General features: G+C 76.5%; 19 protein-coding genes and 1 pseudogene. 7 read left to right on the top strand and 13 right to left on the bottom strand.

The annotated features are described in order from the left end of the window. Positions 1–180 precede the first annotated feature (180 nt). Positions 181–546 carry a cupin domain-containing protein gene (locus tag ACZ407_RS27640; RefSeq protein ID WP_468132847.1) on the bottom strand — a complete coding sequence of 122 codons (366 nt, stop codon included), beginning with the start codon at positions 544–546 and terminating at the stop codon, positions 181–183. 152 nt (positions 547–698) lie between these two features. Here ACZ407_RS27640 and ACZ407_RS27635 point away from each other — a divergent pair, with 152 nt between their 5' ends. Then, on the top strand, positions 699–2,375 hold the full coding sequence (locus ACZ407_RS27635) for a hypothetical protein (protein WP_468132845.1): 1,677 nt from the start codon (positions 699–701) through the stop codon (positions 2,373–2,375). A 153-nt stretch (positions 2,376–2,528) separates the two neighbouring features. Beyond that, positions 2,529–3,416, top strand: coding sequence for an endo alpha-1,4 polygalactosaminidase (locus ACZ407_RS27630; RefSeq protein WP_468132843.1), 888 nt, complete (start codon positions 2,529–2,531; stop codon positions 3,414–3,416). Between the two features lie 34 nt (positions 3,417–3,450). Here the strand turns inward: ACZ407_RS27630 and ACZ407_RS27625 are convergent, their stop codons facing one another. From ACZ407_RS27625 to ACZ407_RS27585, 9 genes and pseudogenes are all read right to left on the bottom strand, one after another. After that, entirely contained in the window at positions 3,451–3,777 is a 327-nt protein-coding gene (locus tag ACZ407_RS27625) for a putative quinol monooxygenase (RefSeq protein WP_468132841.1), read from the bottom strand. Positions 3,778–3,854: 77 nt separating this feature from the next. Further along, positions 3,855–4,601: an IclR family transcriptional regulator gene (locus tag ACZ407_RS27620; RefSeq protein ID WP_468132839.1), complete on the bottom strand. Its 747-nt coding sequence runs from the start codon at positions 4,599–4,601 to the stop codon at positions 3,855–3,857. A 72-nt stretch (positions 4,602–4,673) separates the two neighbouring features. Beyond that, positions 4,674–5,426 carry a nucleotidyltransferase domain-containing protein gene (locus ACZ407_RS27615; RefSeq protein ID WP_468132837.1) on the bottom strand — a complete coding sequence of 251 codons (753 nt, stop codon included), beginning with the start codon at positions 5,424–5,426 and terminating at the stop codon, positions 4,674–4,676. 77 nt (positions 5,427–5,503) lie between these two features. After that, positions 5,504–5,974 (bottom strand): hypothetical protein, encoded by a 471-nt coding sequence (locus ACZ407_RS27610; RefSeq protein WP_468132835.1) that lies wholly within the window; start codon positions 5,972–5,974, stop codon positions 5,504–5,506. 129 nt (positions 5,975–6,103) lie between these two features. After that, positions 6,104–8,019, bottom strand: a pseudogene (locus tag ACZ407_RS27605) (potassium channel family protein). A 105-nt stretch (positions 8,020–8,124) separates the two neighbouring features. Next, positions 8,125–8,571 (bottom strand): GNAT family N-acetyltransferase, encoded by a 447-nt coding sequence (locus ACZ407_RS27600; protein ID WP_468132833.1) that lies wholly within the window; start codon positions 8,569–8,571, stop codon positions 8,125–8,127. Positions 8,572–8,616: 45 nt separating this feature from the next. After that, positions 8,617–9,075: an Lrp/AsnC family transcriptional regulator gene (locus ACZ407_RS27595; protein ID WP_468132831.1), complete on the bottom strand. Its 459-nt coding sequence runs from the start codon at positions 9,073–9,075 to the stop codon at positions 8,617–8,619. A gap of 81 nt (positions 9,076–9,156) precedes the next feature. Beyond that, on the bottom strand, positions 9,157–9,552 hold the full coding sequence (locus tag ACZ407_RS27590; RefSeq protein ID WP_468132829.1) for a PIN domain-containing protein: 396 nt from the start codon (positions 9,550–9,552) through the stop codon (positions 9,157–9,159). A gap of 81 nt (positions 9,553–9,633) precedes the next feature. Beyond that, positions 9,634–10,185 carry an RBBP9/YdeN family alpha/beta hydrolase gene (locus ACZ407_RS27585; RefSeq protein ID WP_468132827.1) on the bottom strand — a complete coding sequence of 184 codons (552 nt, stop codon included), beginning with the start codon at positions 10,183–10,185 and terminating at the stop codon, positions 9,634–9,636. Positions 10,186–10,418: 233 nt separating this feature from the next. On the opposite strand from ACZ407_RS27585, the gene ACZ407_RS27580 reads away from it, so the two are divergent. Beyond that, on the top strand, positions 10,419–11,546 hold the full coding sequence (locus ACZ407_RS27580; protein ID WP_468132825.1) for an NADH:flavin oxidoreductase: 1,128 nt from the start codon (positions 10,419–10,421) through the stop codon (positions 11,544–11,546). A gap of 95 nt (positions 11,547–11,641) precedes the next feature. Here the strand turns inward: ACZ407_RS27580 and galK are convergent, their stop codons facing one another. Then, the gene (gene galK / locus ACZ407_RS27575) at positions 11,642–12,820 is read right to left on the bottom strand and encodes a galactokinase (RefSeq protein WP_468132823.1); all 1,179 of its coding nucleotides are present in this window, start codon (positions 12,818–12,820) and stop codon (positions 11,642–11,644) included. Further along, the gene (galT, locus tag ACZ407_RS27570) at positions 12,817–13,866 is read right to left on the bottom strand and encodes a galactose-1-phosphate uridylyltransferase (RefSeq protein WP_468132821.1); all 1,050 of its coding nucleotides are present in this window, start codon (positions 13,864–13,866) and stop codon (positions 12,817–12,819) included. The genes galK and galT overlap by 4 nt, the downstream gene beginning before the upstream one ends. Before the next feature lie 90 nt (positions 13,867–13,956). Here galT and ACZ407_RS27565 point away from each other — a divergent pair, with 90 nt between their 5' ends. Beyond that, the gene (locus tag ACZ407_RS27565; protein ID WP_468132819.1) at positions 13,957–14,796 is read left to right on the top strand and encodes a DeoR/GlpR family DNA-binding transcription regulator; all 840 of its coding nucleotides are present in this window, start codon (positions 13,957–13,959) and stop codon (positions 14,794–14,796) included. 57 nt (positions 14,797–14,853) lie between these two features. Here ACZ407_RS27565 and ACZ407_RS27560 read toward each other — a convergent pair whose 3' ends face one another. Beyond that, entirely contained in the window at positions 14,854–15,534 is a 681-nt protein-coding gene (locus ACZ407_RS27560; RefSeq protein ID WP_468132817.1) for an ABC transporter ATP-binding protein, read from the bottom strand. Positions 15,535–15,841: 307 nt separating this feature from the next. On the opposite strand from ACZ407_RS27560, the gene ACZ407_RS27555 reads away from it, so the two are divergent. Genes ACZ407_RS27555 through ACZ407_RS27545 form a run of 3 tightly spaced genes read left to right on the top strand, consistent with a single transcriptional unit; the run spans position 15,842 to position 23,005 of the window. Next, positions 15,842–19,198, top strand: coding sequence for an ABC transporter permease (locus ACZ407_RS27555; RefSeq protein WP_468132815.1), 3,357 nt, complete (start codon positions 15,842–15,844; stop codon positions 19,196–19,198). A 1-nt stretch (position 19,199) separates the two neighbouring features. Next, on the top strand, positions 19,200–22,025 hold the full coding sequence (locus tag ACZ407_RS27550; protein ID WP_468132813.1) for an ABC transporter permease: 2,826 nt from the start codon (positions 19,200–19,202) through the stop codon (positions 22,023–22,025). Then, a complete protein-coding gene (locus ACZ407_RS27545; RefSeq protein WP_468132811.1) occupies positions 22,022–23,005 on the top strand; it encodes an ABC transporter ATP-binding protein in 984 nt (327 codons plus the stop codon). The genes ACZ407_RS27550 and ACZ407_RS27545 overlap by 4 nt, the downstream gene beginning before the upstream one ends. Positions 23,006–23,036: the final 31 nt, after the last annotated feature.

The following is a 23,036-nucleotide window of genomic DNA, read 5'->3' as shown; positions in this document are numbered from 1 at the left end:
TTTTTTTTTTCCCCCCCCCCCCCCCCCGGCAACCCGGCTGGCGCCGGGCACCGGGCTCCGCCCGGACCCGCTCCTCAATCGCCGGAGGGGCTGGATGGTGCCGGGCCCGATCCACCAGTCGAACCAGGTCAGGGCCAGGGGGCTGGAATGCGCCGGGCCCGATCGGCCCGTCGAACCGCGTCAGGCGGGCTTCGCGTAGGTCCCGAAGCCGGTCCAGTCGATGGCCACGCAGGGCTCGTCGCCGACCACCCAGGCGTCGTGCCCGGGCGAGACCTCCATGAAGTCGCCGGGACCGTAGTCGTCCGCCTGCCCGTCGTCCATCACGACGTGCATGCGGCCGCTCACCACGTAACCGGTGTGGGCGGACTGGCAGCTGTCGGTGCCGGCGAGCGGCTTGATGTGCTCCGACCAACGCCAGCCCGGCTCGAAGACGGCCCGGCCGACGGGTCCGCCCGACGTGTTCAGCAGGTCGAGCCTGCCCTTGTCGTCGACGAAGGGACGGGTCTCGTCCGCGGCGTCGAAGTTCCTGCGCACCATTCCGCTCATGCCGCATCACCCTCGCGGGAGAGGCCACCCCGAGTACGGCAACATTTTACGCCGCGGGCCCCGGTGCGGGCTTCTCGCTTCTCCCTGACCGGGCGTACTGCTCCCCCCTAGGCTTGTGGGTCATCGTCACGACGACATGCAGAGAGCAGCCCGTGCCTGAACCGCGCAATCCTCTCGCCCACCGCACCACGCTGACCTTCCCTCAGGGACAGGAGATCCTGCGCCACATACGCCGGATCACCGCTGCCTGGCTGAACACCAAGTTCCGCCGCGAGGTGCCGATAGCCTCCGGCGTGCACCACCTGGACGACATCCGCGTCCTCCTCTCCCAGGTGGCCTACCGTGCGGACGGCGCCGAGAGCGCCATGCGCCTGCAGCTCCGCGAGGACAGCCCGGAGGCCACCTGGCGGACCACCGTCACCGCAGTGGATCCCGGCACGGGCGCCCCGGCCGCGGTGGCCGTCGCCCTGGAGTGCTTCGCCAATCCCGGGCACGCGCCGGAACCGGCCCGGCCGCGGCTGGTCGAGCAGCTGGTGCAGGCCCTGCCGTGCACGGACGGGAGCACCCCGCTCACCCTGCACCCCGTACGCATCACCGCCGGCGAGGTGCCCCGACTGATCGACGTGCTGTGCGATCCCGACCGGCGGCTGCCGGCGGTCGTCGCCGCCCGCCCGCTGCACGAGGACCGGCTCTGGACGGCGCGGCTGGCGAAGGCCATGCCCAAGTGCGCGGGGGACGCCTCCCTCTACCTCCTGGAGACCGTCCCCGCGATCGACGCGTTCCGGGCGGCCGCCGAACACCACCGGGTCGCCCCGGGGGCGGTACGCACCTTCCTGCCGGAGGTGGACCCGGCCTGGGCGGCGGACGCGCCGCGGCACCGGTACTCCACCGTGGCCCGGCTGTCCGACCGGCACAGCACCGCCTCCTGGGACACGATCGTCCGCATGGTGCAGCGCATGTCCACCGGGAACGCCCTCCCGGAGGCGCTGCGCAGCATTCGGTTCCCGGACGAGGAGCAGCGGCAGCGGGACGAGCGGCGGGCGGCCCTGCACACCGCGCACAGCGGGGAGGAGACGCTGACCCTGCGGGAGCAGGTCAAGGAGCTGACCGCACTGCTGGAGATCGCCGACGAGGAGATCGAGCAGCGCCGCAGCTCAGAGGAGCTGGCCCTGCGCACCAGCGCCTCCCTGGAGAAGGCGCTGCAGTCCGAACGGACCCTGTGGGAGCACGACATGGAGGAGCACCTGCGGGCCCTGGACGAGATCGACCGGGCCCGGGCGGAAGCCGACGAGCTGCGCAGGCGGCTGGCCCGGGCGGGCCGGGTGGAGGAGACGGTGATCGTGGAGGCGCTGCCCTCGCAGCCGACGAGCTTCGAGCAACTCTGGGACCACCGCGGCGTGTTCGAGCACGTGGTCGTGACCGCGGAGCAGGAGCCGGCGCTCGCGCTGGACGAGACGGACCGCAGCCGGGTGTGGGCGGCGAAGGTCTGGTCCGCGTTACGGGCCCTGGACCGCTACGGACGGGACGCGCACGAGGGCTTCCACGGCGGGTTCTACGAGCACTGCCAGTCGGACCGTTCGCAATGGCCCATCAAGAAGGTGGCGATGGCGGAGACCGAGGCCACCATGGCGAAGTACGGGGACGAGCGGATCCTGCCCGTGCCCACCGTGCTGGCGGCGGGCGGGCGGGCCGAGATGCAGCCCCACCTGAAGATCGACAGCAAGGGCGAGTCCCCGCGCATCCACTTCCTCGACGACACGAAGGGGGTCACCGGCAAGGTGATCGTCGGCTACATAGGCAAGCACCTCACGAACACGAAGACCAACTAGCGCGGCCCCGGGACCCGTTCGCCCCTCTTGATCACCACCGCCTTAGGATCGGGGCGGTCTCCGGCACTCCGCCGGGGCCGCCGGTCCGGCTGCCGCCCGCGGGTGGAGCAGCGGATCCGGCCTTCGCAGGCGGTACGAACGGGGAGAGCACGCATGGTCCGACGGGGCTCGGCACACGGACGGGAGGGCGGGCCGCGCCGGCCGGTCCTGCGGATACCCGGGGGTGTCCGCAGAGTTCTGGCGGGCACCCTGCCGGCCGCCCTGGCCGGGGCGGCGGTGCTCGCACCGGCCGCACAGGCGGCGGCTCCGACGGCTGCCCCGCGGGTGGTACCGCCCCGCGGGAACGCGCCCTTCGACTACCAGATCGGCGGGGCCTACCCCCCGGCCGCCGACGTCGAGGTACTCTCCCGCGACCGCTCGGACCGGGTGGCCGCGGGCCGTTACAACATCTGCTACGTCAACGCCTTCCAGGCCCAGCCCGAGGAGCTGGCCTGGTGGCGGGCCCACCACCCGGACCTGCTGCTGAAGGACCGCAACGGGCGCCCGATCGTGGACGGGGCGTGGAACGAGGTGCTGCTCGACACCTCTTCGGCCGCGAAGCGGACCCGGCTCGCGGCGATCGTGGGCAAGTGGATCGACGGCTGTGCGCGCAGCCGGTTCCAGGCGGTGGAGCCCGACAACCTGGACTCCTTCTCCCGTTCCAAGGGGTACCTGTCGCGCGCCGACAACACGGCGTTCGCGGCCCTGCTCGCGAAGCGGGCGCACTCCGCAGGGCTGGCCATCGGCCAGAAGAACACCACGGAGATGCTCGCCGACCGCAAGCGGATCGGCTTCGACTTCGCGGTGGCCGAGGAGTGCGGCCGCTACGCCGAGTGCGGGGAGTACCGGGCGGCGTACGGCGGCCGGGTGTTCGTGATCGAGTACCGGCACCGGGACTTCACCAAGGCCTGCGCGGCCTGGGGCCGCACGCTGCCGGTCGTCGAACGCAACCGGGACGTGCGCACCCCGCGCAAGAGCGGGTACGTGCGCAACGCCTGCTGACGGCCGGGCGCGGGCGGGTCCCCCGCTCCGGCCGCTACGGGCGGGGGGAGAGCTCGGCCATGGCGCTCCAGCCCCGGCCGGGCGTCTCGACGTGGATGATCTGCGGGGTTTCGGCGATGAGGCCGGCCATCGTCTCCATCCCGGCCGCGAAGTGCGGGGAGGCGACGTGGGCCCGGCCGGCCTCGGCGTCGGCGAAGCCCTCGAGCAGGGTGTAGCCGTTCGGGTCGTCGACGCTGCGCGACCAGTCGTAGAAGAGGTTGCCCGGCTCGCTGCGGGTGGCCTGGGTGAAGTCGTCCACGAGGGCGAGCCAGTCGTCGCTGTGCTCGGGGCGGACCTGGAACCTGACGGCGATGAAGATCATGCGGCCAGCCTGCCGGGGCGGCGGCCCGGACGCACGTGCCGCCGCGCCGGATTCCGGCAGGGCCGGAAAACCGCGGTTCAGCCGGCCGCCGGCAGCGAGGCGGCCGCTTCGGCGACGGCCGCGGTGAGGGCCGGACCGCGGCGGCGGAAGTCGGCCGTCGGCAGGGACACCGACAGGGCGTGCACGGCGCCGTCCTCGCGCCGGTGCGGGAGGGCCACGGCGATGCAGGTGTACGCGGGGTCGGCCTCGCCGACCGAGACCGCGAAGCCCTGTTCCCGGACCCGGCCCAGCTCGGCTTCCAGCCGCTCGGCGCTGGTGATCGTACGGTCGGTCAGGCGGGCCATGCCGTGGTCGGCCAGGTAGCGGCGGCGCACCGGCCGGGGCAGCTGGGCCAGCAGGGCCTTCCCGTGGGCGGTGGCGTGGGCGCGGGCCTCCTGGCCGGGGGTGAAGGGGTTGTCCGTGTCCGTGACCGGCGCCGTCGTGTCGAGGACGGTGATCAGACCGTCCCGGTAGGCGGTGTGGTACGCCTCCGCGCCGGTGGCGCGGCGCAGCCGGGGCAGCAGCTCCGCGATGCCGGGGGCGGGCCGCACCTGCTGCCGGTACGAGCGGTGCAGGGCCGGGATCCGCGGGCCGAGGACGTACCCCTGCGGGGTGCGGGCGAGGTGCCCGCGCGCGGTGAGGGGGCCCAGCAGGTGGTACACGGTGGACAGGGAGCAGCCGGCCCGGCGCGCCAGGGCCTTGGCGCTGACGGGGCCGGGCGCGTCGGCCACGGCGTCGAGCAGGGCGAGCACGCGGTCGGCGGACTGCGGGCCGGTGAGCGGCATGCGGGTTCCCGGGGTGGACGGCAGGGACCTCCGAGGCTACCGGGCCGCCCGCTGCCGCCTGCGCGGCGCGGGTCAGCGGGCGGGCACCGGGTCGGCCGGGGCCGGGGTGCCGGGCCAGACCCGGCGGTAGCCCTCGCGCACCGGGCCGCCGGTGAGGTCGAGGATGCGGCGGGCCGCCGCGGCCAGGGGCGCCGGGTCCCCGGTGGTGCACAGGTGCAGGTGGGCGTCGACGAGGGCGGTTCCGTGCTCGGGGTCCGCCTCCCGGAGGCGGCGCGGGAGCCACTTCCCGGTCCCGGACCAGGCCCGGCGGTGGCCGAAGAGGAGTTCCGCGGCGCCGTGCAGGACGTGGCCCGCGGCGGCGATCCGTTCGGCGGGGTCGCGGGCGTCGACGAGGTCGTCGACCGCGTCGGTGAGGGCGTACCGCTGGTTCTCCACGGTCTCGGGAGAGTGCGGCGGGGGCCCGGTGCGGAGGTCGGCCTCGGCCGCGGCCCGGGCGCGGGCGGCCTCGCCGTCCTTGTCGACGAGGACGAGGCCGGTGGCGTACATGCTCTGGAGGACGGCGCGACGGCCGGCGACGTCCGCGGCGAACAGCTCCGCCATCCCGGTCCGGGTGTGGACGAAGAGTTCCACGAGGCGGCCTTCGAACCGGAAGGTCTCCCGGCAGGTCTCACCGCCGTCCTCGATCAGCACCAGCACGTCCAGGTCGCTTCCGGCGGTGGCCCGGCCGGCGGCCGTGGAACCGGCCAGGATGACGGACAGCGCATCGGGGAAGCGGTCCTGCACCAGGCGCCGCGCCTGGTCGGCGGGATGGTGTGGGAGATCCATGGCGGCATGCTGCCATGGCGGCACCGCTCCCGACCAGCGGGTTTCGGCAGGCCCCGGCGGCCGGGCCGGGCGGGGTGTCAGACCCGGTGCAGGTCCATCACCATCACCGGGTACGGGCCCGGGGAGACCTCGGCGCCGGCCTGCGAGGCGGGGATCACGTTGTCCATCCGCATCCGCAGGCCGTCCCCGCCCAGGCTCTCGAACACGATGCTCCAGCCCCAGTCCTCGGCGTACGTCCCGTCGAGCCGTACCTCCGCAGGGCCTGCGGTCTGCCGTCCGGAGAGGGACATCGGCACCGGCTGCTGGTGCCAGGAGTCGGCCCACATCGCGACGAGCTCCCCCGGCTCCCCCGCAGCGCCGAGGACCAGCAGCCCGTCCTGGGGGCCGTCCTCGGGATGCTCCCAGGAGTAGCCCACGGAGGTCAGGTGCCCGCCCGCGGCCGCCCGTACGGTCGCCGCCGCGGCGGCCTGCGCGAGCGGCTCGCCCGGCATCAGCCGGAAGCCGTTCGTGCCCGCCCAGGTGCCCAAGGAGCCGGAGAGGATCGCCATGCGGCCACCCTCGCAGGAAGGCCCCGGCCGGGCGGGCGGGGCGCGGCAGGGCCGGCCCGGCGGCCACCCGATCGGGCCCGCCCCCGCGCCCCGCCGGAGTCCGGCGACCGGAGCGCGGGTCCGCGGAGGTCAGCTGCGGTGGCCCGGGGCCGGTGTGCGGCGGCGGCCGAGGAGTTCGGCCAGGCCGAGCCGGGTGGCGGCGATGACCACCCGGTCGTCGGGCCCGAGCACGTACTCCGGGCGCAGGGCCCAGACCAGCTCCCGGGCGGGTCCGGTGCGCGCGGCCCGCGGGTCGGTGCGCCGTTCGCCGGGGGCGGCGGGATCGAGGGCGATCACCCGCCAGGAGCCGGGGTGGAAGGCCTGGGCCACGGTGCGGCCGGCCAGCAGCGGGTGCGCGGACACCTCCAGCACGGCGAAGAGCAGCACCCGCCGCTCCACCGGTATGGCGCCCAGGATCTGACGCCCCATCATGGCTCCGGCGAACGCGGGCGCGGCCATGAAGGTCACGCTGCGGCTGCGGGTCAGCGCGGCGGGGTGGGCCGCGCGCAGGGTGCGGTAGACGGCGGTGGCGAACTCGTCGTCGTACAGGCGCAGTACGGCACGGATGCCGCCGTTGCCGGCACGGGCGTAGAGGGCCGCCTCCAGGTTGGTGGTGTCCGAGCTGGTCAGGGCGAGCAGGGCGTGCGCCCGGTGCACGTTGGCGGCCTCCAGCACGCCCTCCTCGGTCACGTCGCCCATGACCACCGGGACCCGCAGGCTGCGGGCGAGCGCCAGGCCGCGGGCCCCGGGGTCGCTCTCCACGCACACCACGGGGATCTTCAGCTCGCGCAGCCGGGCCAGCACGCGGGTCCCGATCTTGCCGAGGCCGAGCAGGACCACGTGCCCGGACTGGCCGCGGGGCGGCCGGCGCAGGGCGGTCGCCGTGCGGAAGGCCCCGAGCGCCTCGAACGCGGCCGCGACCAGCACGGGCAGCAGCAGGAGGCCGACCAGCCCGGCCAGCAGTTGGAGGACCTGGCGCTGGGTCGGCATGCCGGTGGCCGGGTCGTTGATGGCGAAGATGTCGAGCAGGGTGATGTACGAGGCGTGCAGCGGGTGGTCGCCGGTGGTGAGCCAGGAGGCGAGCGCGAGGGCCGCGACGGCCCCCGCGAGCCCGCCCAGGGCCCAGCGCAGCCGCCGCGAGAACAGCGAGGCCACGGGCAGGACGGCCGGTCGCAGGCGGGGGCGCGACCGTCCGCGCCCTGGTGGGTGACGGCTTCCAGCGCGACGATCCGCCGGCCGGCGGCGGCGGCCACCGCCCGGTCGTCCGGCAGCAGTTGCGGACCGCCCTCCCCGCTGGTCTCCGAACCCTCCGCGCCCGCCGGGTCCTCGGCGGTGGAGGAGAGCAGGGCCAGGGTGCACAGGCCGGGGTCGGCGACCCGGCCCGGCTCGGCGGGGGTGCGCTCCACGGCGCGCAGCAGCAGCCCTTCGGCCTGGACGACCTTGCTGGTGCCGGCGACGGCGCTGGCGGCGAGTGCGGGGGCCGCCGTGTCGGCGTCCGAGAGCACGGTGGTCCCGGAGTCCGGGTCGCGCAGGTCGAGGCCGGGCTCGGCGAGGATGGCCGCCTGGTCGAGCAGCGCCTCCAGGTGCTGGCCGAGCTTGCGGTTGTAGAGCCGGATCACCAGGCGCAGCCGGGGGTTGAGCCGGCGGGCCAGGAGGGCGGCCCGCAGGTTCGCCTCGTCGTCCTCGTAGACGAGGGCGAGGGCGGCGGCGTCCGCCACCCCGGCGGCCGCCAGGACCGTTTCCCCGGCCTCTTCGGCCTCGACGAGGCGCAGTTCGGGCAGGGGGGCGGCCGAGGGCGGGCCGGGCGTGGCCGTCCGCATCCGGGCCGGGCCCGGCCGGCCCGGCGCTCCGCGCCCGAACAGCCCGCTGCCGAAGCGGGGTTCGCGCGCCGGGCCGAGCTGCGGAGCGTGCTCGGCCGGCATGACGAGCACGACGTGCTCCTCGTAGACGTACCGGAGTTCGGCGGCGAGCCGGCGCGCGAGTCCGTCGTCCCCGCAGACAATCATCCGTCCCGGGGGTCCGGACGGCGGGGGCGGTAAGGGCCGGGTGGGTATCGAGGACACCGGACCAGCATGCCGTACGGCCTGCCGGGAGCGGGTTCCGCCGCCTGTTCAGGCGAGGCGGAGGTCCACGAAGGGGATGGTGTCCCCGGGCAGCACGTACCGTTCCACCTCCACGAAGCCGCGGGCGGCCGCGAACTCCAGTCCGTCCTCGTTGGCGGCCAGGACGCAGGTCTCCACGTCCTCGGCGCCCATGAGCCGGGCGGTTCCGAGGGCGTGCGCGTACAGCTCGGTGCCCAGGCCCCGCCGGCGGTGCGCGGGGAGGATGCGGGCGATCACGGTGGCCGCGGGGGATCCGTCGGCGGGCGGCCGGACCGTGGAGCAGCCGACGAGGAGTCCGTCCTCGTAGGCGACGTCGAGCCGGTTGCGGCCGGCCCGTTCCCTCACCTCTTCGAGGGACAGCGGGGCGGTGGGGACGACCGCGTTGTGGACGGACCGCCAGTCGCCGAGGGCGGTCTCGTCGGTGGCGGTCACCCGCTCGATGCGAAGATCACTCATCGCAGCAGGAAACCCTCCGGCTCCCGGACCGTCAACCGGGTTGCCCTACTGCCGTTCGACCGGGAGCCCCCGCGGCTCCTTGATCCGCTTCATGATGATCTGCGAGTTGACCTCGGTGACCCCGGCCAGGGTGGTCAGCCGCTCGATCCACAGCCGTTCGTACGCGGCGAGGTCGGCGACCGCGATGCGCAGCACGCAGCCCGGGCTGCCGAACAGCCGGTAGGCCTCGATGACATCGGGGATGTCCTGGAGGGCCGCTTCGAAGGCCTCGACGGTCTCGCGGTCGCGGCGCACCTCGATGGAGACCAGCACCTCGAAGCCGCGTCCCACCGCCTCCGGGTCCACGATGGCCCGGTAGCCCTGGATCACCCCGTCCTGTTCGAGCTGCCGCACCCGCCGCATGCACGGCGAGGCGCTGAGGCCGACCCGCTGGGCGAGCTCCTGGTTGCTCAGCCGGCCGTCCTGCTGCAGCTCCCGCAGGATGTGGAGGTCGATTCTGTCCATGCTCCCCATGATGCAGGGCCCGTGGGCCGCGGTCGGGCCGTGCGGCCGGGAGGTGCGCGCGGCCCGGCGCGGCGGGCGGGGTCAGCCGGCCGGGCGGACCGAGCGCGGTCCGGCGCACCGCACGCCCAGGGGGCGGACCCGCTCGCGCAGGGCGCGGTCGGCGGTGACCACGACGCAGTCGCGGTCGGCGTACCGGGCCGCGAGTCCGGCGATCGTGTCGTCGCCCTCGCCGGGCGCGTCCACGACCCGTACGCCGGGTACGGATGCCACCCCGCGGGCGGCGCCTTCGACCACGAGGAGGATCTCCTCCCCGGCCTGCCGCCGGGCCAGCAGGTCCCGGAGGCGTTCCGCGGCCCCCTTGCGGTCCCGCCACCAGCCGTCCGGGACCGACCCCACGACGTTCGCCCCGTCGACGATCAGCACGGTGGGGGTGCCGTCCCCGGTGGCCGCACCCGCCTCCTCGCCCTGGTCCTGCACCTCGGCCTCCTCGTTCCCGGCGCTCGCGGGCGGTGCCCGCCCGGTCTGCACAGTACCCAGCCCGCGGCGCCGGCCCTGCCGTCAGCCGGGGAGTCCGGCCAGGAGTTCGCGGCCCTCGGGCCAGTCGCCCAGTCCGGAGGCGGAGTTGAGGTGGCCGTGCGCCCCGGCGACCACGAGCCGGGCGCCCCAGGCCGCCGCGAACTCCTCGGAGCGCTCCTGCGTGCACCAGGGGTCGTCCGAGCTCGCGACCACGAGGGCCGGGAAGGGCAGGGGCTTCAGCGGGACCGGGCAGAAGCCGTCCAGTGCCGCCACTCCCGCCCGTTCGATGTCCGGGGGCGCCACCAGCAGGGCCCCGGCCACCGTCCGGCCGGCCCGGGCGGCCCGCTCGGCCGCCCAGTGGGCGGTCAGGACGCAGCCCAGGCTGTGGGCGACGAGCACCAGCGGGCGGGCGGGGTCGGCGGCGGCCACCGCCGCGTCCAGCTCGTCCAGCCAGTCGCGGAGCACCGGACGGTCCCAGTCCGCCTGTTCCACCCGCCGGAACGCCGGGTCGGCCGCCTCCCACCGGCTCTGCCAGTGCTCGGGCCCGGATCCCTCGTAGCCGGGCAGGACGAGGAAGCTGGGGTGTGCGGTCATGCCGGGGCCCTCCCAAGATCGTTTCTCGGCCATCGATGCTATCGGGGCGGTCCGTCCCGGCCGGGGCCGGTCCCGGCACCCCGCGGAGTGGCCGGGATCACAGCGCTGCGGGGGGTGCGGGCGGAATGCCGCGGGCCGCCGGAGGGCTGAGGCGTACACGCACCCAGGGGACACGCGGCCGAGATCCGGGTTCCCCGCCGTTCCGAAGTCCGGTTCCAAGGAGGAGCACCCTCGTGACCGTCACTGCGCCCGCCGTCTCCCGCGCGGCCGAGATCCTGTCCCGCCCCCTCACGCTGAACGGCCTGACCGTCCCCAACCGCATCGCCATGGCGCCGATGACGCGCATGTTCTCCCCGGGCGGGGTCCCGGGTGAGGACGTGCTCTCCTACTACGCACGGCGCGCCGCCGCGGGCGTGGGCCTGATCGTCACCGAGGGCACGTACGTCGGCCACGCCTCGGCCGGGCAGAGCGACCGGGTGCCGCGGTTCCACGGCGAAGAGCAGCTGGCCGGCTGGGCGAAGGTCGCCGAGGCCGTGCACGCGGCCGGCGGCACGATCGTGCCGCAGCTGTGGCACATCGGCATGGTCCGCAAGGAGGGCCAGCCGCCGTTCGCGGAGGCTCCCGCGGTCGGCCCCTCCGGGCTGCGCCTCGACGGCACCGAGGGCACCGGGCGGGCGATGACCCGTACCGACCTCGACGAGGTCATCGGGGCCTTCGCGGAGGCCGCCGCCGCGGCCGAGCGCATCGGCTTCGACGGGGTGGAACTGCACGGGGCGCACGGCTACCTCCTCGACCAGTTCCTGTGGTCGGGCACCAACCGGCGCACCGACGCCTACGGCGGCGACCCCGTGGCCCGCACCCGTTTCGCGGCCGAGATCGTGGAGGCGGTCCGCGCGGCCGTCTCCCCCGAGTTCCCGGTGATCTTCCGCTACTCGCAGTGGAAGCAGGAGGCGTACGACGCGCGGCTCGCCGGGACCCCGGAGGAGCTGGAGGCGATCTTGAACCCGCTCGCCGCCGCCGGTGTCGACGCCTTCCACGCATCCACCCGCCGCTACTGGATCCCGGAGTTCGAGGGCTCGGACCTCAACCTCGCGGGCTGGACGAAGAAGCTGACCGGCAAGCCCTCGATCACGGTGGGCTCGGTCGGCCTCGACGGCGACTTCATCGGCGCGTTTATGGGCGAGGGCTCCCCGGTGAACGGCATCGACGAGCTGCTGGACCGCATGGAGCGCGAGGAGTTCGACATGGTGGCCGTCGGACGGGCCCTGCTCCAGGACCCCGAGTGGGCGGCGAAGGTGCTCGCCGGCCGCTTCGAGGAGCTGGCCCCGTACGACGCGGACTCGCTGAAGACGCTGAGCTGAGCCGGGCAGAGCCGAGCGGAGGGGCGGCGTCCGGCCCCTCCCGTGTGCGGGGAGCGGGGACCGGGCGGGGTCCCCGGTCCCCGGACGAGCCCCGGTCAGGCCACCCGCCGCGCGCCCGGGCCCGGCGCGGCCCGGTGGACCGCAGGAGGGCGGTGGCCGGCCAGGGCGAAGGCCCCGGCCACCGCCCCGGCCACCTCCTCCGCTCCGGCGGCCGGTGCGAGGACGACGACCGACCCGCCGAAGCCTCCGCCGGTCATCCGGGCGCCGAGGGCGCCGGCGGCCAGGGCGGTGGACACGACCAGGTCGGCCTCCGGGCAGGAGACCTTGTAGTCGTCGCGCAGCGAGGCGTGTCCGGCGGTCAGTACGGGGCCCAGCGCGGCCGGGTCCCCCGCTTCGAGGAGGGCCACGGCCTCGGCGACCCGGGCGTTCTCGGTCACCACGTGGCGTACCGGCGGCACCAGTTCGGGCGGCAGGAGCTCCAGGGCTCCGGGGAGTCCGGCCGCGGGGAGGTCGCGCAGCGCGGGCAGGCCGAGGAGGGCCGCCGCGCGTTCGCACCCCGCGCGCCGGGCGGCGTACGCCCCGTCGGCGAGGTCGTGGGCGACGCGGGTGTCCACGACCAGGAGGGCGAGGTCCCCGGCCGCGAGGTCGAGGGGGACCTGCCGCAGGAGGAGGCTGCGGCTGTCGAGGTGCAGGGCGGCTCCTGCGGTGCAGCAGAGGGAGGCCGTCTGGTCCATGATCCCGCACGGGACCCCGGCGAAGGCGTGCTCCGCGCGCTGGGCGATCCGTGCGAGGGCGGGGCGCGGCAGGTCCAGGCCGTGGAGTTCGTCGTAGGCGAGGGCCACCGCGCAGGCGAGCGCGGCCGAGGAGGAGAGCCCGGCCCCGGTGGGGACGGTGCTGTCGACGTGCAGGTCGGCGCCCCCGATCCGGTGGCCGGCCTCGCGCAGGGCCCACACCACCCCGGCGGGGTAGCACGCCCAGCCGGAGACCGCGCCGGGGGCGAGGCCGGCCGTGTCCAGTTCGGTGACCTCTCCCCCGCTGCGGGTGCTGTGCAGGCGCAGCAGGCCGTCCGTGCGGCGGCGGGCCGTCACGCGGGTGGTCTGCGGGAGGGCGATGGGGAGGGCGAACCCGTCGTTGTAGTCGGTGTGTTCGCCGATGAGGTTGACCCGGCCGGGGGCGGCCCAGGTGCCGGCGGGCGGGTGGCCGAAGAGCTGCCGGAAGGTCGCGCGGTCCGCTTCGGGACCGCCGTCGGCGGGGGCGGCGGCGGGGCGGCTCATGCGAGCGCCCCGCGCAGTCGCTCCGCCGCCGCCTCGGGGCTCACGTCGTTGATGAAGGCCTCGGTGCCGGATTCGGTGCCGGCGAGGAACTTGAGCTTGTCGGCGGTCCGGCGGATGGTGAACAGCTGGAGGTGCAGGGCGAGTTCCCCGCCGCCGTGGCGCGGGGCCTGGTGCCAGGCCGAGATGTACGGGGTGGGGGCCGGGGGCGTGCCGGCGCCGGGAGTGGCGAACAGCCGGTCGAAGGCGCGCAGCACGTCCAGGTAGAGGAAGGGGAATTCGGCGCGCTCGGCCTCGGTGAGCGCGGTGAGGTCGGGGACCCGGCGGTGCGGGTGGAGGTGCACCTCGTAGGGCCAGCGGGCGGCGTACGGGACGAAGGCGGTCCAGTGCTCCCCGGCGGCCACGATGCGCTCGGGGGCGGTGCGGGCGGCGGCGAGCAGGTCCTCGAAGAGGTTGCGCCCGGTCGCGTCCCGGTGGGCCTGCGCGGCGGCGGTCATCTTGGCGGTCCGCGGGGTGGCGAAGGGGAAGGCGTAGATCTGGCCGTGCGGGTGGCTGAGCGTCACCCCGATCTCGGCCCCGCGGTTCTCGAAGCAGTAGACCTGCTCCACCCCGGGCAGGGCGGACAGGTGGGCGGTGCGGTCGGTCCACGCGTCGAGGACGAGGCGGGCCCGGTCCGGGGTGAGCCCGGCGAAGGCGCCGTCGTGTTCGGGGGTGAAGCAGACGACCTCGCAGCGGCCCGCCTCCCCGGAGAGGGAGGGGAAGCGGTTCTCGAAGACGACGACCTCGTAGTCGGACTCGGGGATCTCGCTGGGCCGGCCGGGCCGCGAGGGGCACAGCGGGCAGGCGTCGGCGGGCGGGTGGTAGGTGCGGGCCTGCCGGTGGGAGGCGATGGTGATCCAGTCGCCGGTGGCTTCGTCGCGGCGCAGTTGGGGGCTGCTGTGCACGGGGTCGAGGGGGCGCAGGTCGGGGGCGTGGCGTACGGCGTCCTCGGCGGAGTCGTAGTAGATCAGCTCACGACCGTCGGCGAGTTTCGTGATGCTCTTCTTCACCCGCCAAGAATAAACAACACCGCATACAATTCAACAGAATCGATCGTGTTAGGTTGAGGCCCCTTCCTCCCCGACCCCAGGAGTGCTTCCGTGGCCGAGCAGGCAGCGCAACTGGCCCACCAGCGGCGGGCCTTCATCCTCGCGGCGGTGCGCCGGGACGGCGCGGTGCGGGTGGCCGAGCTCGTCGGGCAGCTGGGCGTCTCGGACATGACCATCCGCCGGGACCTGGACGCGCTGGCCCGCCGCGGCGCGGTGGAGAAGGTCTACGGCGGCGCGGTGGCCGCCGGCACGGCGGCGAGCGGCGAGGAGCCGGGCTTCGAGGCCAAGTCGGGCCTGCAGGAGGCGGCGAAGGCGGCCATCGCCGCCGCGGCCGCCGCCCTGGTGGAACCGGGCAGCGTGGTGGCGGTCTCGGCCGGCACGACGGCGTACGCGGTGGCGGCCCGGCTGCTCGCGCTGGACGTCCCGCAGCTCACCGTCGTGACCAACTCCCTGCCGGTGGCGGACCTGGTCCGGGCCGCGGCCCGGGAGCGCGGCGGGGCGGCCCCCGCCCTCCTGCTGACCGGCGGCTCCCCCACCCCCTCGGCGGCCCTGGTGGGGCCGCTCGCCGACCTCGCCATCGGCTCGCTCCACCCCGATCTGCTGATCCTCGGCGCGCACGGGGTCTGCGAGCGCGCCGGGCTGACCACGCCCAACCTCGCGGAGGCGCAGACCAACCGGGCGCTGATCGCCTCGGCCCGCCGCACGGCGGTGGTCGCCGACCACAGCAAGTGGGGGGTGGTCGGCCTCAGCGGGTTCGCCGCCCTGCGGCAGGCCGACTGGTTCGTGACCGACGAGGGGCTGCCCGAGCCGGCGCGGGCCGTCCTCGCCGAGGAGGCCGGGGAGCTGCTCATCGCCCCGGCGGCCGCCCCGGGCGGCTCCCCGGCGGGCTGAGGGCGGGGCGGCCGGCCCTGCCCGGTCCCGGTGTTGAGTCCTGTTCGCTTGCGACTGTCAGGCGCCCGCTCGGTGTTCGGTGATCTCGCCGTCCCGCAGTTCCAGCACCCGGTCCGCCAGGCCCAGCAGCTGCGGGTCGTGGGTGGCCACGAGTGCGGTGGTGCCCTCGCTGCGCACCACCGACCGCAGCAGCTCCATCACGGCCAGGCCGGTCTGGGCGTCGAGCTGCCCGGTCGGCTCGTCCGCGATCAGCAGCTTCGGCCGGTTGGCGAGGGCGCGGGCGATGGCCACGCGCTGCTGCTGGCCGCCGGAGAGCTCGTCGGGGCGCTGCCCGGCGTGGTCTCCGAGCCCGACGAGCGCCAGGAGCAGGGCCACCCGCTCCTCGCGCTCGCGCGGGTCCGCCTTCCGCAGCCGCAGCGGCACCCCGACGTTCTCCGCCGCGGTGAGGATGGGGATCAGCCCGAAGCCCTGGAAGACGAAACCGATGCGGTCCCGGCGCAGCTCCAGGAGCCCGTCCTCGTTCAGCCCGGTCAGCTCGGTGCCGTCGATGACGATCCGGCCGCCGTCCGCGGTGTCCAGTCCGCCGACCAGGTTCAGCAGCGTGGTCTTGCCCGAGCCGGAGCGGCCCTTGAGGGCGACGAGTTCGCCGCGCGCGATGTCGAAGGAGACCCCGCGCAGGGCGTGGACGGCTGCGGGCCCGGTGCCGTAGGAGCGGTGCAGGTCCGTCACCCTGACCATGGGTCCGCCGGCCGGCCCGCCGGGCACGGCGGTGCCCGCCCGCGCTTGCGCAACCGGCGCCGTACCCGCTTGCGCCGCCCCCTGCGCGGCCCCCGGCTCCGCGCCCGTGCGCGTCCCGCCGTGCTCCGTCATCGCCGTGCCCCCCGTACGTCCCTCGGTCGGCGCCCAGTATGTGCAGGTGGCCGGGCGGGGGGCAACGGTTCGGCACGAGGCGGACATTCCGGTTATCGGATGGTGTGTTGCACAGAGCGGATTCCTGATAGAAAGCCGTACCGAGCGGGGCAGGGTACGGGGGCGGGTAGTTTTCGTGACGGGGTTCATTTTTCTGCGTGCGAGCGCGCACCGGCTGCTGCTCGCCGCCGCACTGCTCGCCGTGCTGCTGACGACATGTGTGCTCGCGGCCCTCGCCGCGTTCTCCGGGGCGGTCGGCGACGCCGCACTGCGCGAGACGCTGCGCGGCCGGGCCGCCGCCTCCGCCGCGCTGTTCATCAGCGCCGACGTGCCCCTCGCACGCCGGGAGGCCGCGCAGCAGGCCGCCGTCCGGGGCGCCCGCGAGACCTTCGGCGGACTCCCGGTCGCCCTGCGGAAGATGGAGCGGTCCGGCCCGTACGCCCTGCCGGCCTCGCTGCGGGCGCCCGAGGACCGTGCGGGCGATCCGGACCTGACCCACCTCGCCGCCCTGGACCCGTCGCGGGTCCGGCTGGTGTCCGGCGCGCTGCCCGGGCCGGCCCCCGCGGACCGCAGCCGGCCGGTGCCGGTGGCCCTGCCCTCGGTGGCGGCGCAGCTGCTCAAGGTCCGGCCGGGCATGCGGATCCCGCTCACCGACCGGCTGGCCGGCACCCCCCTGACCGTGCTGGTCACCGGCGTGTACGAGGCGGCCGACAGCTCCGACCCGTACTGGCAGCTGGATCCGCTCGGCGGCCGCGGCGTGCGCAGGGTCCTGTTCACCACGTACGGCCCCCTGCTCGCCGACCCTTCGGTGCTCGCCTCGGGCCGCACCGCGGAGGGCACCACGGGCTGGGTGGCCGCCGCCGACTACTCCACCCTGACCACCGACCGGATCGGAGCCCTGCGGACCGCCGCCACCGAGGGCCCCGAACGGCTCGGGAAGCATGCCGCGTTCGCGGGTACGGCGACGGCGACGACCGGGCTGCCCGCGGTGCTGGAGCGCACCGAACGCGCCCTGCTCGTGGCCCGCTCCACCCTGCTCATGGTGGCCGTGCAGCTGGTGCTGCTCGCCGGGTACGCCCTGCTGCTCGTGGCCCGGCTGCTGAGCACCGAACGTGCGGGCGAGACGGGACTGCTGAGGGCCCGCGGCGCCTCGCGCGGCCGGATCGCGGGACTCGCCGCGGCGGAGGCCCTGCTGCTGGCGGTCCCGGCCGCGGCCGTCGCCCCGCTGCTCGCGGGGCCGCTGGCCCGTACGTTCACCCCCGGCTCGCTGGGTTCGGGCGCCGGCCTGCGGATCGGGGTGCTGCCCCCGTGGCCGGTGTGGCTGGTGGCCGCGGGCGTCGCCGCCTGCTGTGCGGTGGCCGTGGTCTCGCCCGCGCTGGCGGCGGCCGGGGCGGCGGTGCGCCTGCGGCGGGGCCGGAGCGCGGCGCTGCCCGCGCCGGTCCGGGCCGGGGCCGACGTGGCGCTGCTGCTCGTCGCGGCCGTGGCGTACTGGCAGTTGCAGCGGCAGACCGGCGGGGCGGCAGGTACCGGCGGCGGGGTGCTGAGCGGCAACCGCGAGGGGGACCTCGGGGTGGACCCGCTGCTGGTGGCGGCGCCCGCGCTGGCCCTGCTCGCGGGCACGGTGCTGACGCTGCGGCTGCTGCCGCCCGCGGCCCGGCTCGCGGAACGGCGCGCGGCCGGCGGCCGGGGCCTGGTGGCGGCGCTGGCCGGCTGGCAGTTCAGCCGCCGCCCGCTGCGCGGCGCCGGTCCGGTGCTGCTGCTGGTGCTCGCCGTGTCCATGGGCATGCTCGCCATCGGGCAGGGCGCCTCGTGGGACCGCTCGCAGCACGACCAGGCCGACTTCCGCACCGGCGCATCCGTCCGCGTGCTGGACAGCCGGCCCGGCGGTCTCGGCCGCTCGGCCGAGTACGCGGCCGCCCCCGGGGTCCGGGCCGTGGCGCCCGCCCACCGGGCGGCCACCGACCTGCCCGGCGGCCGTTCCGCCACCGTCCTCGCCCTGGACACGGCGCACGCGGACGAGCGCCTGCTGCTGCGCCCGGACCTCGCGGACGGCGGACCCGCGGGGGTCCTGCGGGCCGTGGCACCGGACCCGGAGCTGATCCGGCCGGTGCTGCCGCTGCCCGCGGGCACGCGGAAGCTCGCCCTCGACCTACGCCTGTCGGCCGAGCACGCGCCCGCGGGCCGGTCCCCCGCCGGGCTCTCGGCGGAGGTGTCGCTGCTGCTCGCCGACCGGCACGGGCTCGTACACCGGGCCGAGGCCGGGAAGGTGCCCGTCGACGGGCGCCCGCACACGGTCACCGTGGACCTCCGCGGCGCCGCTGCCGGCAGCCGCGGCGCCCGGGCGGCGGATCCGGGCGTGGTGGAGCTGGCCGGCGTACGGCTGGCCGGCGCCGGTCCGGACACGCGCACGGAGTTCCACCGGCTGCGGGTGGAACGGCTGCTGGCCTCGGACGGCCGGGGCCCGCTGCGCCCGGTGCGCGCACCCCGGAAGCTCACGTGGCAGGGCGCGGCGCGCAGTACCGGCTTCGGAGACCGGGACCCGGAGATCCGGCTGGTGCCGGGGGCCTCCGACGGCTCGGCCCTGCTGGACATGGCGTACCAGACCGGTCTGGAGGCGCAGCCCGGTTCGCGGTTCTCCGTCCGGTTCGACCCCGAGCGCCCGGGCGTCCGGGGGCAGGTGGCGGCCGTCGCCACCGACGCCTTCCTGCGTGCCGCCGGAGCCCGGCCCGGCCAGGAGCTCGACGTGACCCTGTCCGGCCAGAACCTTCGGGTGACGGTCGTCAAGGCGGTCCGGCAGCTGCCGACCGGCGGCCCGGCCGCCGCGGAGGCACCGGGCCCGCCCGGGGCCGGGGACGGCGGGGCACTCCTCGTGGACCTGCGGGCGGTCAACACGGCTCTGATCCGCAAGGCGGGCACCCCGCTGCCCGCGACCGAGTGGTGGCTGAGCGCCGCCCCCGGCCGGAGCGCCGCCCTGGCCGGAGCGCTGCGGGCGCGGCCCGGCACCGAGCCGGGGCAGGTGCTCGTACGGGAGGAGGCGGCCGCCGCGCTGCTGGGCGATCCGCTCGGCGCCGGTCCGCGGGCCGCCCTGCTGGCGGTGGCGGTGGCCGCGGCGCTGCTGGCCGCGGTCGGCTTCGGGGTGAGCGCGGCCGGTTCGCTGCGGGAACGTTCCGCCGAGATCGCGGTGCTGCGGGCGCTGGGCGCACCGCAGAAGGGACTGGCCCGGATGGTGGCCGCTGAGCAGGGCGTGCTGATCGCCGTCGGGCTGCTCGCCGGCACCGCGCTCGGGACGGCACTGGCCCGGGCCGTGGTCCCGCTGGTCGTGCTGACCTCGCAGGCCGCCGCCCCGGTGCCGGGGGTCCTCGTCGAACTCCCGGTGCCCCAGGTGGCCCTGCTCCTCGCGGGGGTCGCGGCCGTGCCGCTGCTGCTCACCGCCGCCGTCGCGGTCCGCCGCACCGACCCGGCGGTCTCGCTCCGCCACCAGGGGGAGAACTGACATGGCCGACCGATCCGCCGGACACCCCGAAGCGGCCGGCCCCGCCCCGCAGACCGGCCCCGCCCCGGCCCGGCACCGCACCGTCGCCCCCTGGGTGCGCACCCGGCTGCGCGCCGCCCCCGGCGCCGCCCTCGCCTTCGGGGTCCTCGTCCTGGTCTCGGCCTTCCTCGCCGCGGTGCTCCCGCGGGCGGTGGACGCGTACGAGACCGAGGGGCTGCGCCGGGAGCTCGCCGCCGCCCGTCCGGACACGAGCGTGCTGGAACTGGTCGCCCCGCAGCCGGGGCTGGAGGACCCGCAGGAGGTCCGCGAGCGGGAACTGCGGCCGCGGGCCCTCGGCGACACCCACCGGGCGGCCCTGGCCGTGCTGCCCGCCCCGCTGCGCGCGGACCGGGAGCAGTCGGCGTACGGGGTGCGCAGCCGCGGTGCCCTGGTCGCCTCCGACCCGTGGCTGCCGCGGCCGAACGCGGTGCCGCCCCGCTTCACCCTCTACGCGCAGTCGGACGTGGCCGCGCACGGCTCCCTGCGCTCCGGGCGGCTGCCCGCCGCCGCAGCGGAGGTGACCGCCCGCACTCGCGAGGTGGAGGCCGCCGCCACCGAGGAGATGGCCCGGGCCCTGCACCTGCGGGCCGGCTCCGTGGTGCACCTCGGCGGCGGGCCGGGCGATCCGGCCGGCCTCGCGGTCCGGGTCACCGGGATCGTCCGTCCGCACCGTCCCGACGCGTCCTACTGGTCGGCCGATCCGCTGCTGCGCACGCCCGGCCTGCGCGCCCTGCCCGCGAAGGCGGGCGTCCCCCCGACGTTCTACTGGGAGGGCGGCCTGCTGCTGGCCCCCGGCGCCGCGCCCGCGCTGCTCGCCACCGAACTGCGGGCCATGCCGGAGCGCTACTGGCACTTCGCGCCCGACGGGCGGCAGCTGACGGGGCGGGACACCGGCGCGCTGCTGGACCGGCTGGCCTCGCTGGAGAGCGGCCCCCACCTGCTGCGGCTGCGGGCCGTGGCCGGGGACACCGCCGCGCTGACCACCGGGCTGGAGGAGGTCCTCGGCGAGCACCTCGCGATGCGGGCGGCGATCGGCCGGCTGGTGGCCGTCGCCGTCTTCGGGGTCGGAGCCGTCGCCGCGGTGGTCCTGGCCATGGCGGGCGGCCTCGCGCTGGCCCGCCGCACCGCCGAACTCGCCCTGCTGCGCTCGCGCGGCGGCTCGCTGGCGGGCATCGCCGGGCGGCTGCTGGGCGAGACCGCCGTGATCGCCCTGCCCGCGGCGGCCGCCGGCCTGCTGGCGGCGGTGTACGCCGTCCCCGGGGCCCGGCTGCTGCCCGCCGTGCTGGGCGCGGCCGGGGTGGCCCTGGTGGCCTGCGCCGTGCTGCCGCTGCGGGCCGCGGTCCGGCACCGCAGGCCGCAGCCGCGCGGCGGGCGCGAGGACCTGGTGCGGGCCCGGCCCGGCAGGCGGCGCACGGTCGCCGAGCTGACGGTGCTGGCGCTGGCCGCCGGGTCGGTCGCGGCCCTGCGGCAGCGCGGCGCCGCCGACGGGGGCGACCTGCTGGTGACGGCCGCCCCGGTGCTGGTCGGCCTGATCGCCGCCCTGGTCCTCGTACGGCTCTACCCGCTGCCGCTGCGCTGGCTGGCCCGGCCGGCCGGGCGGCTGCGCGGCGCCGTGGCCTTCCTGTCGCTGGCGCGGGCCGGCCGGTCGGCGGCCACCGGCGCCCTGCCGGTCCTGGCCCTGCTGATCGCCCTGACCACCGCGGCCTTCGGCGGCTCGGTGCTGGCGGGGATCTCGGAGACCCGGGACCGGGCGGCCCTGCTGACCACGGGCGCCGACGCCCTGGTCGCCTCGGCAGGCGAGGGCGTCCCGCTGCCGGCCGGCACGGACCGGGCGGTACGGGGGGTGCCGGGGGTGCGGGACGTGGCGGCGGTCCGGGTGGAGCGCACCGCCCGCCTGTACAGCGGCGGGGTCACGCAGGCGCAGCCGCTGACCGTGGTCGCGGTGGAACCGCAGGCGTACGCGCGGCTGTCGGGGCGGCTCGGCATCGGCGCCTTCTCGGCCGGGGAGCTGGGCGGCGCCGGCCGGGTGCTGGACGCGGTCGCCTCCCCCGACGTGGCCCACCGGCTCGGCCGCGGGCCCCAGGTGCTGAACACCCGGGGCGGGGACGTCACCGTACGGATCACGGCGGTGGTGGAGCACACGCCCGCCGCGCCCCGCTCCGGGTTCCTGCTGCTGGACGCGTCCCGGCTGAGGCCGCAGCCGCCGACGGCCCTGCTGGTGTCGGGTTCCGGGCTGTCCGCGGCGGCGCTGCGCGCGGCGGCGGGCGAGCACGGCGGGGACCTCGCGGTCCGGGTCCGCAGCGAGGCCCGGGCTCAGCTCACCGACTCCCCGCTCCAGCAGGGGGCGGCGCGGATCTACTCGGCCGCGACGGCCGCGGGGACCGGCTTCGGGGTGATCGCGCTGGTCCTGGCCCTGCTGCAGTCCTCCCGGGAGCGGACCGCCCTGCTGGCCCGGCTGCGGACGATGGGCCTGACCACCGCTCAGGGCCGCAGGCTGCTGGGCCTGGAGGCCCTGCCGCAGGCGCTGCTGGCGTCCGGCGGCGGGCTGCTGGTCGGCTGGGCGACGGTCGCCCTGCTCGCCCCGGGCATCGACCTGCCCCGCCTCGCCCTGGCCGCCGCGCCGGACCTGGTCGCGGTGGACGGGCCGGGGCTGACGGCCGATGCCTGGTCGCTGGTGCTGCCCGCGGGGGCCGTCGTGGTGCTGGCGGGTGCGGTGGCGGCCGGACAGGCCTGGTGGGCGGGACGCCGCGGATCGATCACGGAACTCAGAGCAGGAGACGGACGATGACGGACACCACGGCGGCCGTGCAGCCGAGCCTCGGTGAGCTGGAGCGGCGGGCCGCGGCCCACCGGGACCGGCCCTCGTACGGCCACGACGCGCTGATCGCGTGCGACCGGCTGGTGCGGATCTTCACCACCGACGGGGTGGAGGTGCAGGCCCTCCAGGGTCTGGACCTGCTGGTGCAGGAGGGCGAGCTGATGGCCCTGGTCGGGGCCTCCGGCAGCGGCAAGTCCACGCTGATGAACATCCTCGCCGGTCTGGACGTGCCGACGGCGGGTGCGGCGAAGGTGGCCGGGCGGGACCTGCTGGCGATGGACGCCCGGGCGCGGCTGGCCTACCGGCGCGAGGTGGTCGGCTTCGTCTGGCAGCAGACGGCCCGCAACCTGCTGCCCTACCTGACGGCGGCCCAGAACGTGGCGCTGCCGATGCAGCTGCGCGGCCGCGGGCGGGCCCGGAAGGCGCAGATGGCGGCGCGGGCGCAGGACCTGCTGGGGATGCTCGGCATCGCCGAGTGCGCCGACCGCCGTCCGGTGCAGTTGTCCGGCGGGCAGCAGCAGCGGGTGGCGATCGCCGTGGCCCTGGCCAACTCCCCGTCCGTGCTGCTGGCCGACGAGCCGACGGGCGAGCTGGACTCGGCGACCGGGGAGCAGGTCTTCGCGGCCTTCCGCCGGGCCAACGAGGAGCTCGGCACGACCATCGTGATCGTGACGCACGACCAGGCCGTGGCCGAGGAGGTCCGCCGGACGGTGGCCATCCGCGACGGCCGTACCTCCTCCGAGGTGCTGCGGCGTACGGAGGTGGACGCCGAGGGCCAGGAGGCCCTGGTGGCACGGGAGTACGCGATGCTCGACCGCGCGGGCCGGCTCCAGCTGCCCGCGGAGTACACCGCGGCGCTGCGGATGGAGCACCGGGTGATGCTGGAGCTGGAGCAGGACCACATCGGGGTGTGGCCGGACGCGGCGGGGCCGGCGGCCGCGGACGCGTGACGGGTGGCCGGGGCGCCCGGCCGGCGCCCCG

Source organism: Streptomyces sp. NPDC030809, from assembly GCF_055572195.1.
This window is presented reverse-complemented; position numbering and strand designations above follow the sequence as displayed.

Excerpts from the sequence above, each read along its gene's own strand:
- ACZ407_RS27620 (WP_468132839.1), bottom strand. The coding sequence starts at position 4,601 with ATGCCGCTCACCGGCCCGCAGTCCGCCGACCGCGTGCTCGCCCTGCTC.
- ACZ407_RS27545 (WP_468132811.1), top strand. The coding sequence starts at position 22,022 with ATGACGGACACCACGGCGGCCGTGCAGCCGAGCCTCGGTGAGCTGGAG.
- ACZ407_RS27550 (WP_468132813.1), top strand. The coding sequence starts at position 19,200 with ATGGCCGACCGATCCGCCGGACACCCCGAAGCGGCCGGCCCCGCCCCG.
- ACZ407_RS27615 (WP_468132837.1), bottom strand. The coding sequence starts at position 5,426 with ATGGATCTCCCACACCATCCCGCCGACCAGGCGCGGCGCCTGGTGCAG.
- galK (WP_468132823.1), bottom strand. The coding sequence starts at position 12,820 with ATGAGCCGCCCCGCCGCCGCCCCCGCCGACGGCGGTCCCGAAGCGGAC.
- ACZ407_RS27560 (WP_468132817.1), bottom strand. The coding sequence starts at position 15,534 with ATGGTCAGGGTGACGGACCTGCACCGCTCCTACGGCACCGGGCCCGCA.
- ACZ407_RS27610 (WP_468132835.1), bottom strand. The coding sequence starts at position 5,974 with ATGGCGATCCTCTCCGGCTCCTTGGGCACCTGGGCGGGCACGAACGGC.
- ACZ407_RS27585 (WP_468132827.1), bottom strand. The coding sequence starts at position 10,185 with ATGACCGCACACCCCAGCTTCCTCGTCCTGCCCGGCTACGAGGGATCC.
- ACZ407_RS27600 (WP_468132833.1), bottom strand. The coding sequence starts at position 8,571 with ATGAGTGATCTTCGCATCGAGCGGGTGACCGCCACCGACGAGACCGCC.
- ACZ407_RS27625 (WP_468132841.1), bottom strand. The coding sequence starts at position 3,777 with ATGATCTTCATCGCCGTCAGGTTCCAGGTCCGCCCCGAGCACAGCGAC.
- ACZ407_RS27640 (WP_468132847.1), bottom strand. The coding sequence starts at position 546 with ATGAGCGGAATGGTGCGCAGGAACTTCGACGCCGCGGACGAGACCCGT.
- ACZ407_RS27630 (WP_468132843.1), top strand. The coding sequence starts at position 2,529 with ATGGTCCGACGGGGCTCGGCACACGGACGGGAGGGCGGGCCGCGCCGG.
- ACZ407_RS27595 (WP_468132831.1), bottom strand. The coding sequence starts at position 9,075 with ATGGACAGAATCGACCTCCACATCCTGCGGGAGCTGCAGCAGGACGGC.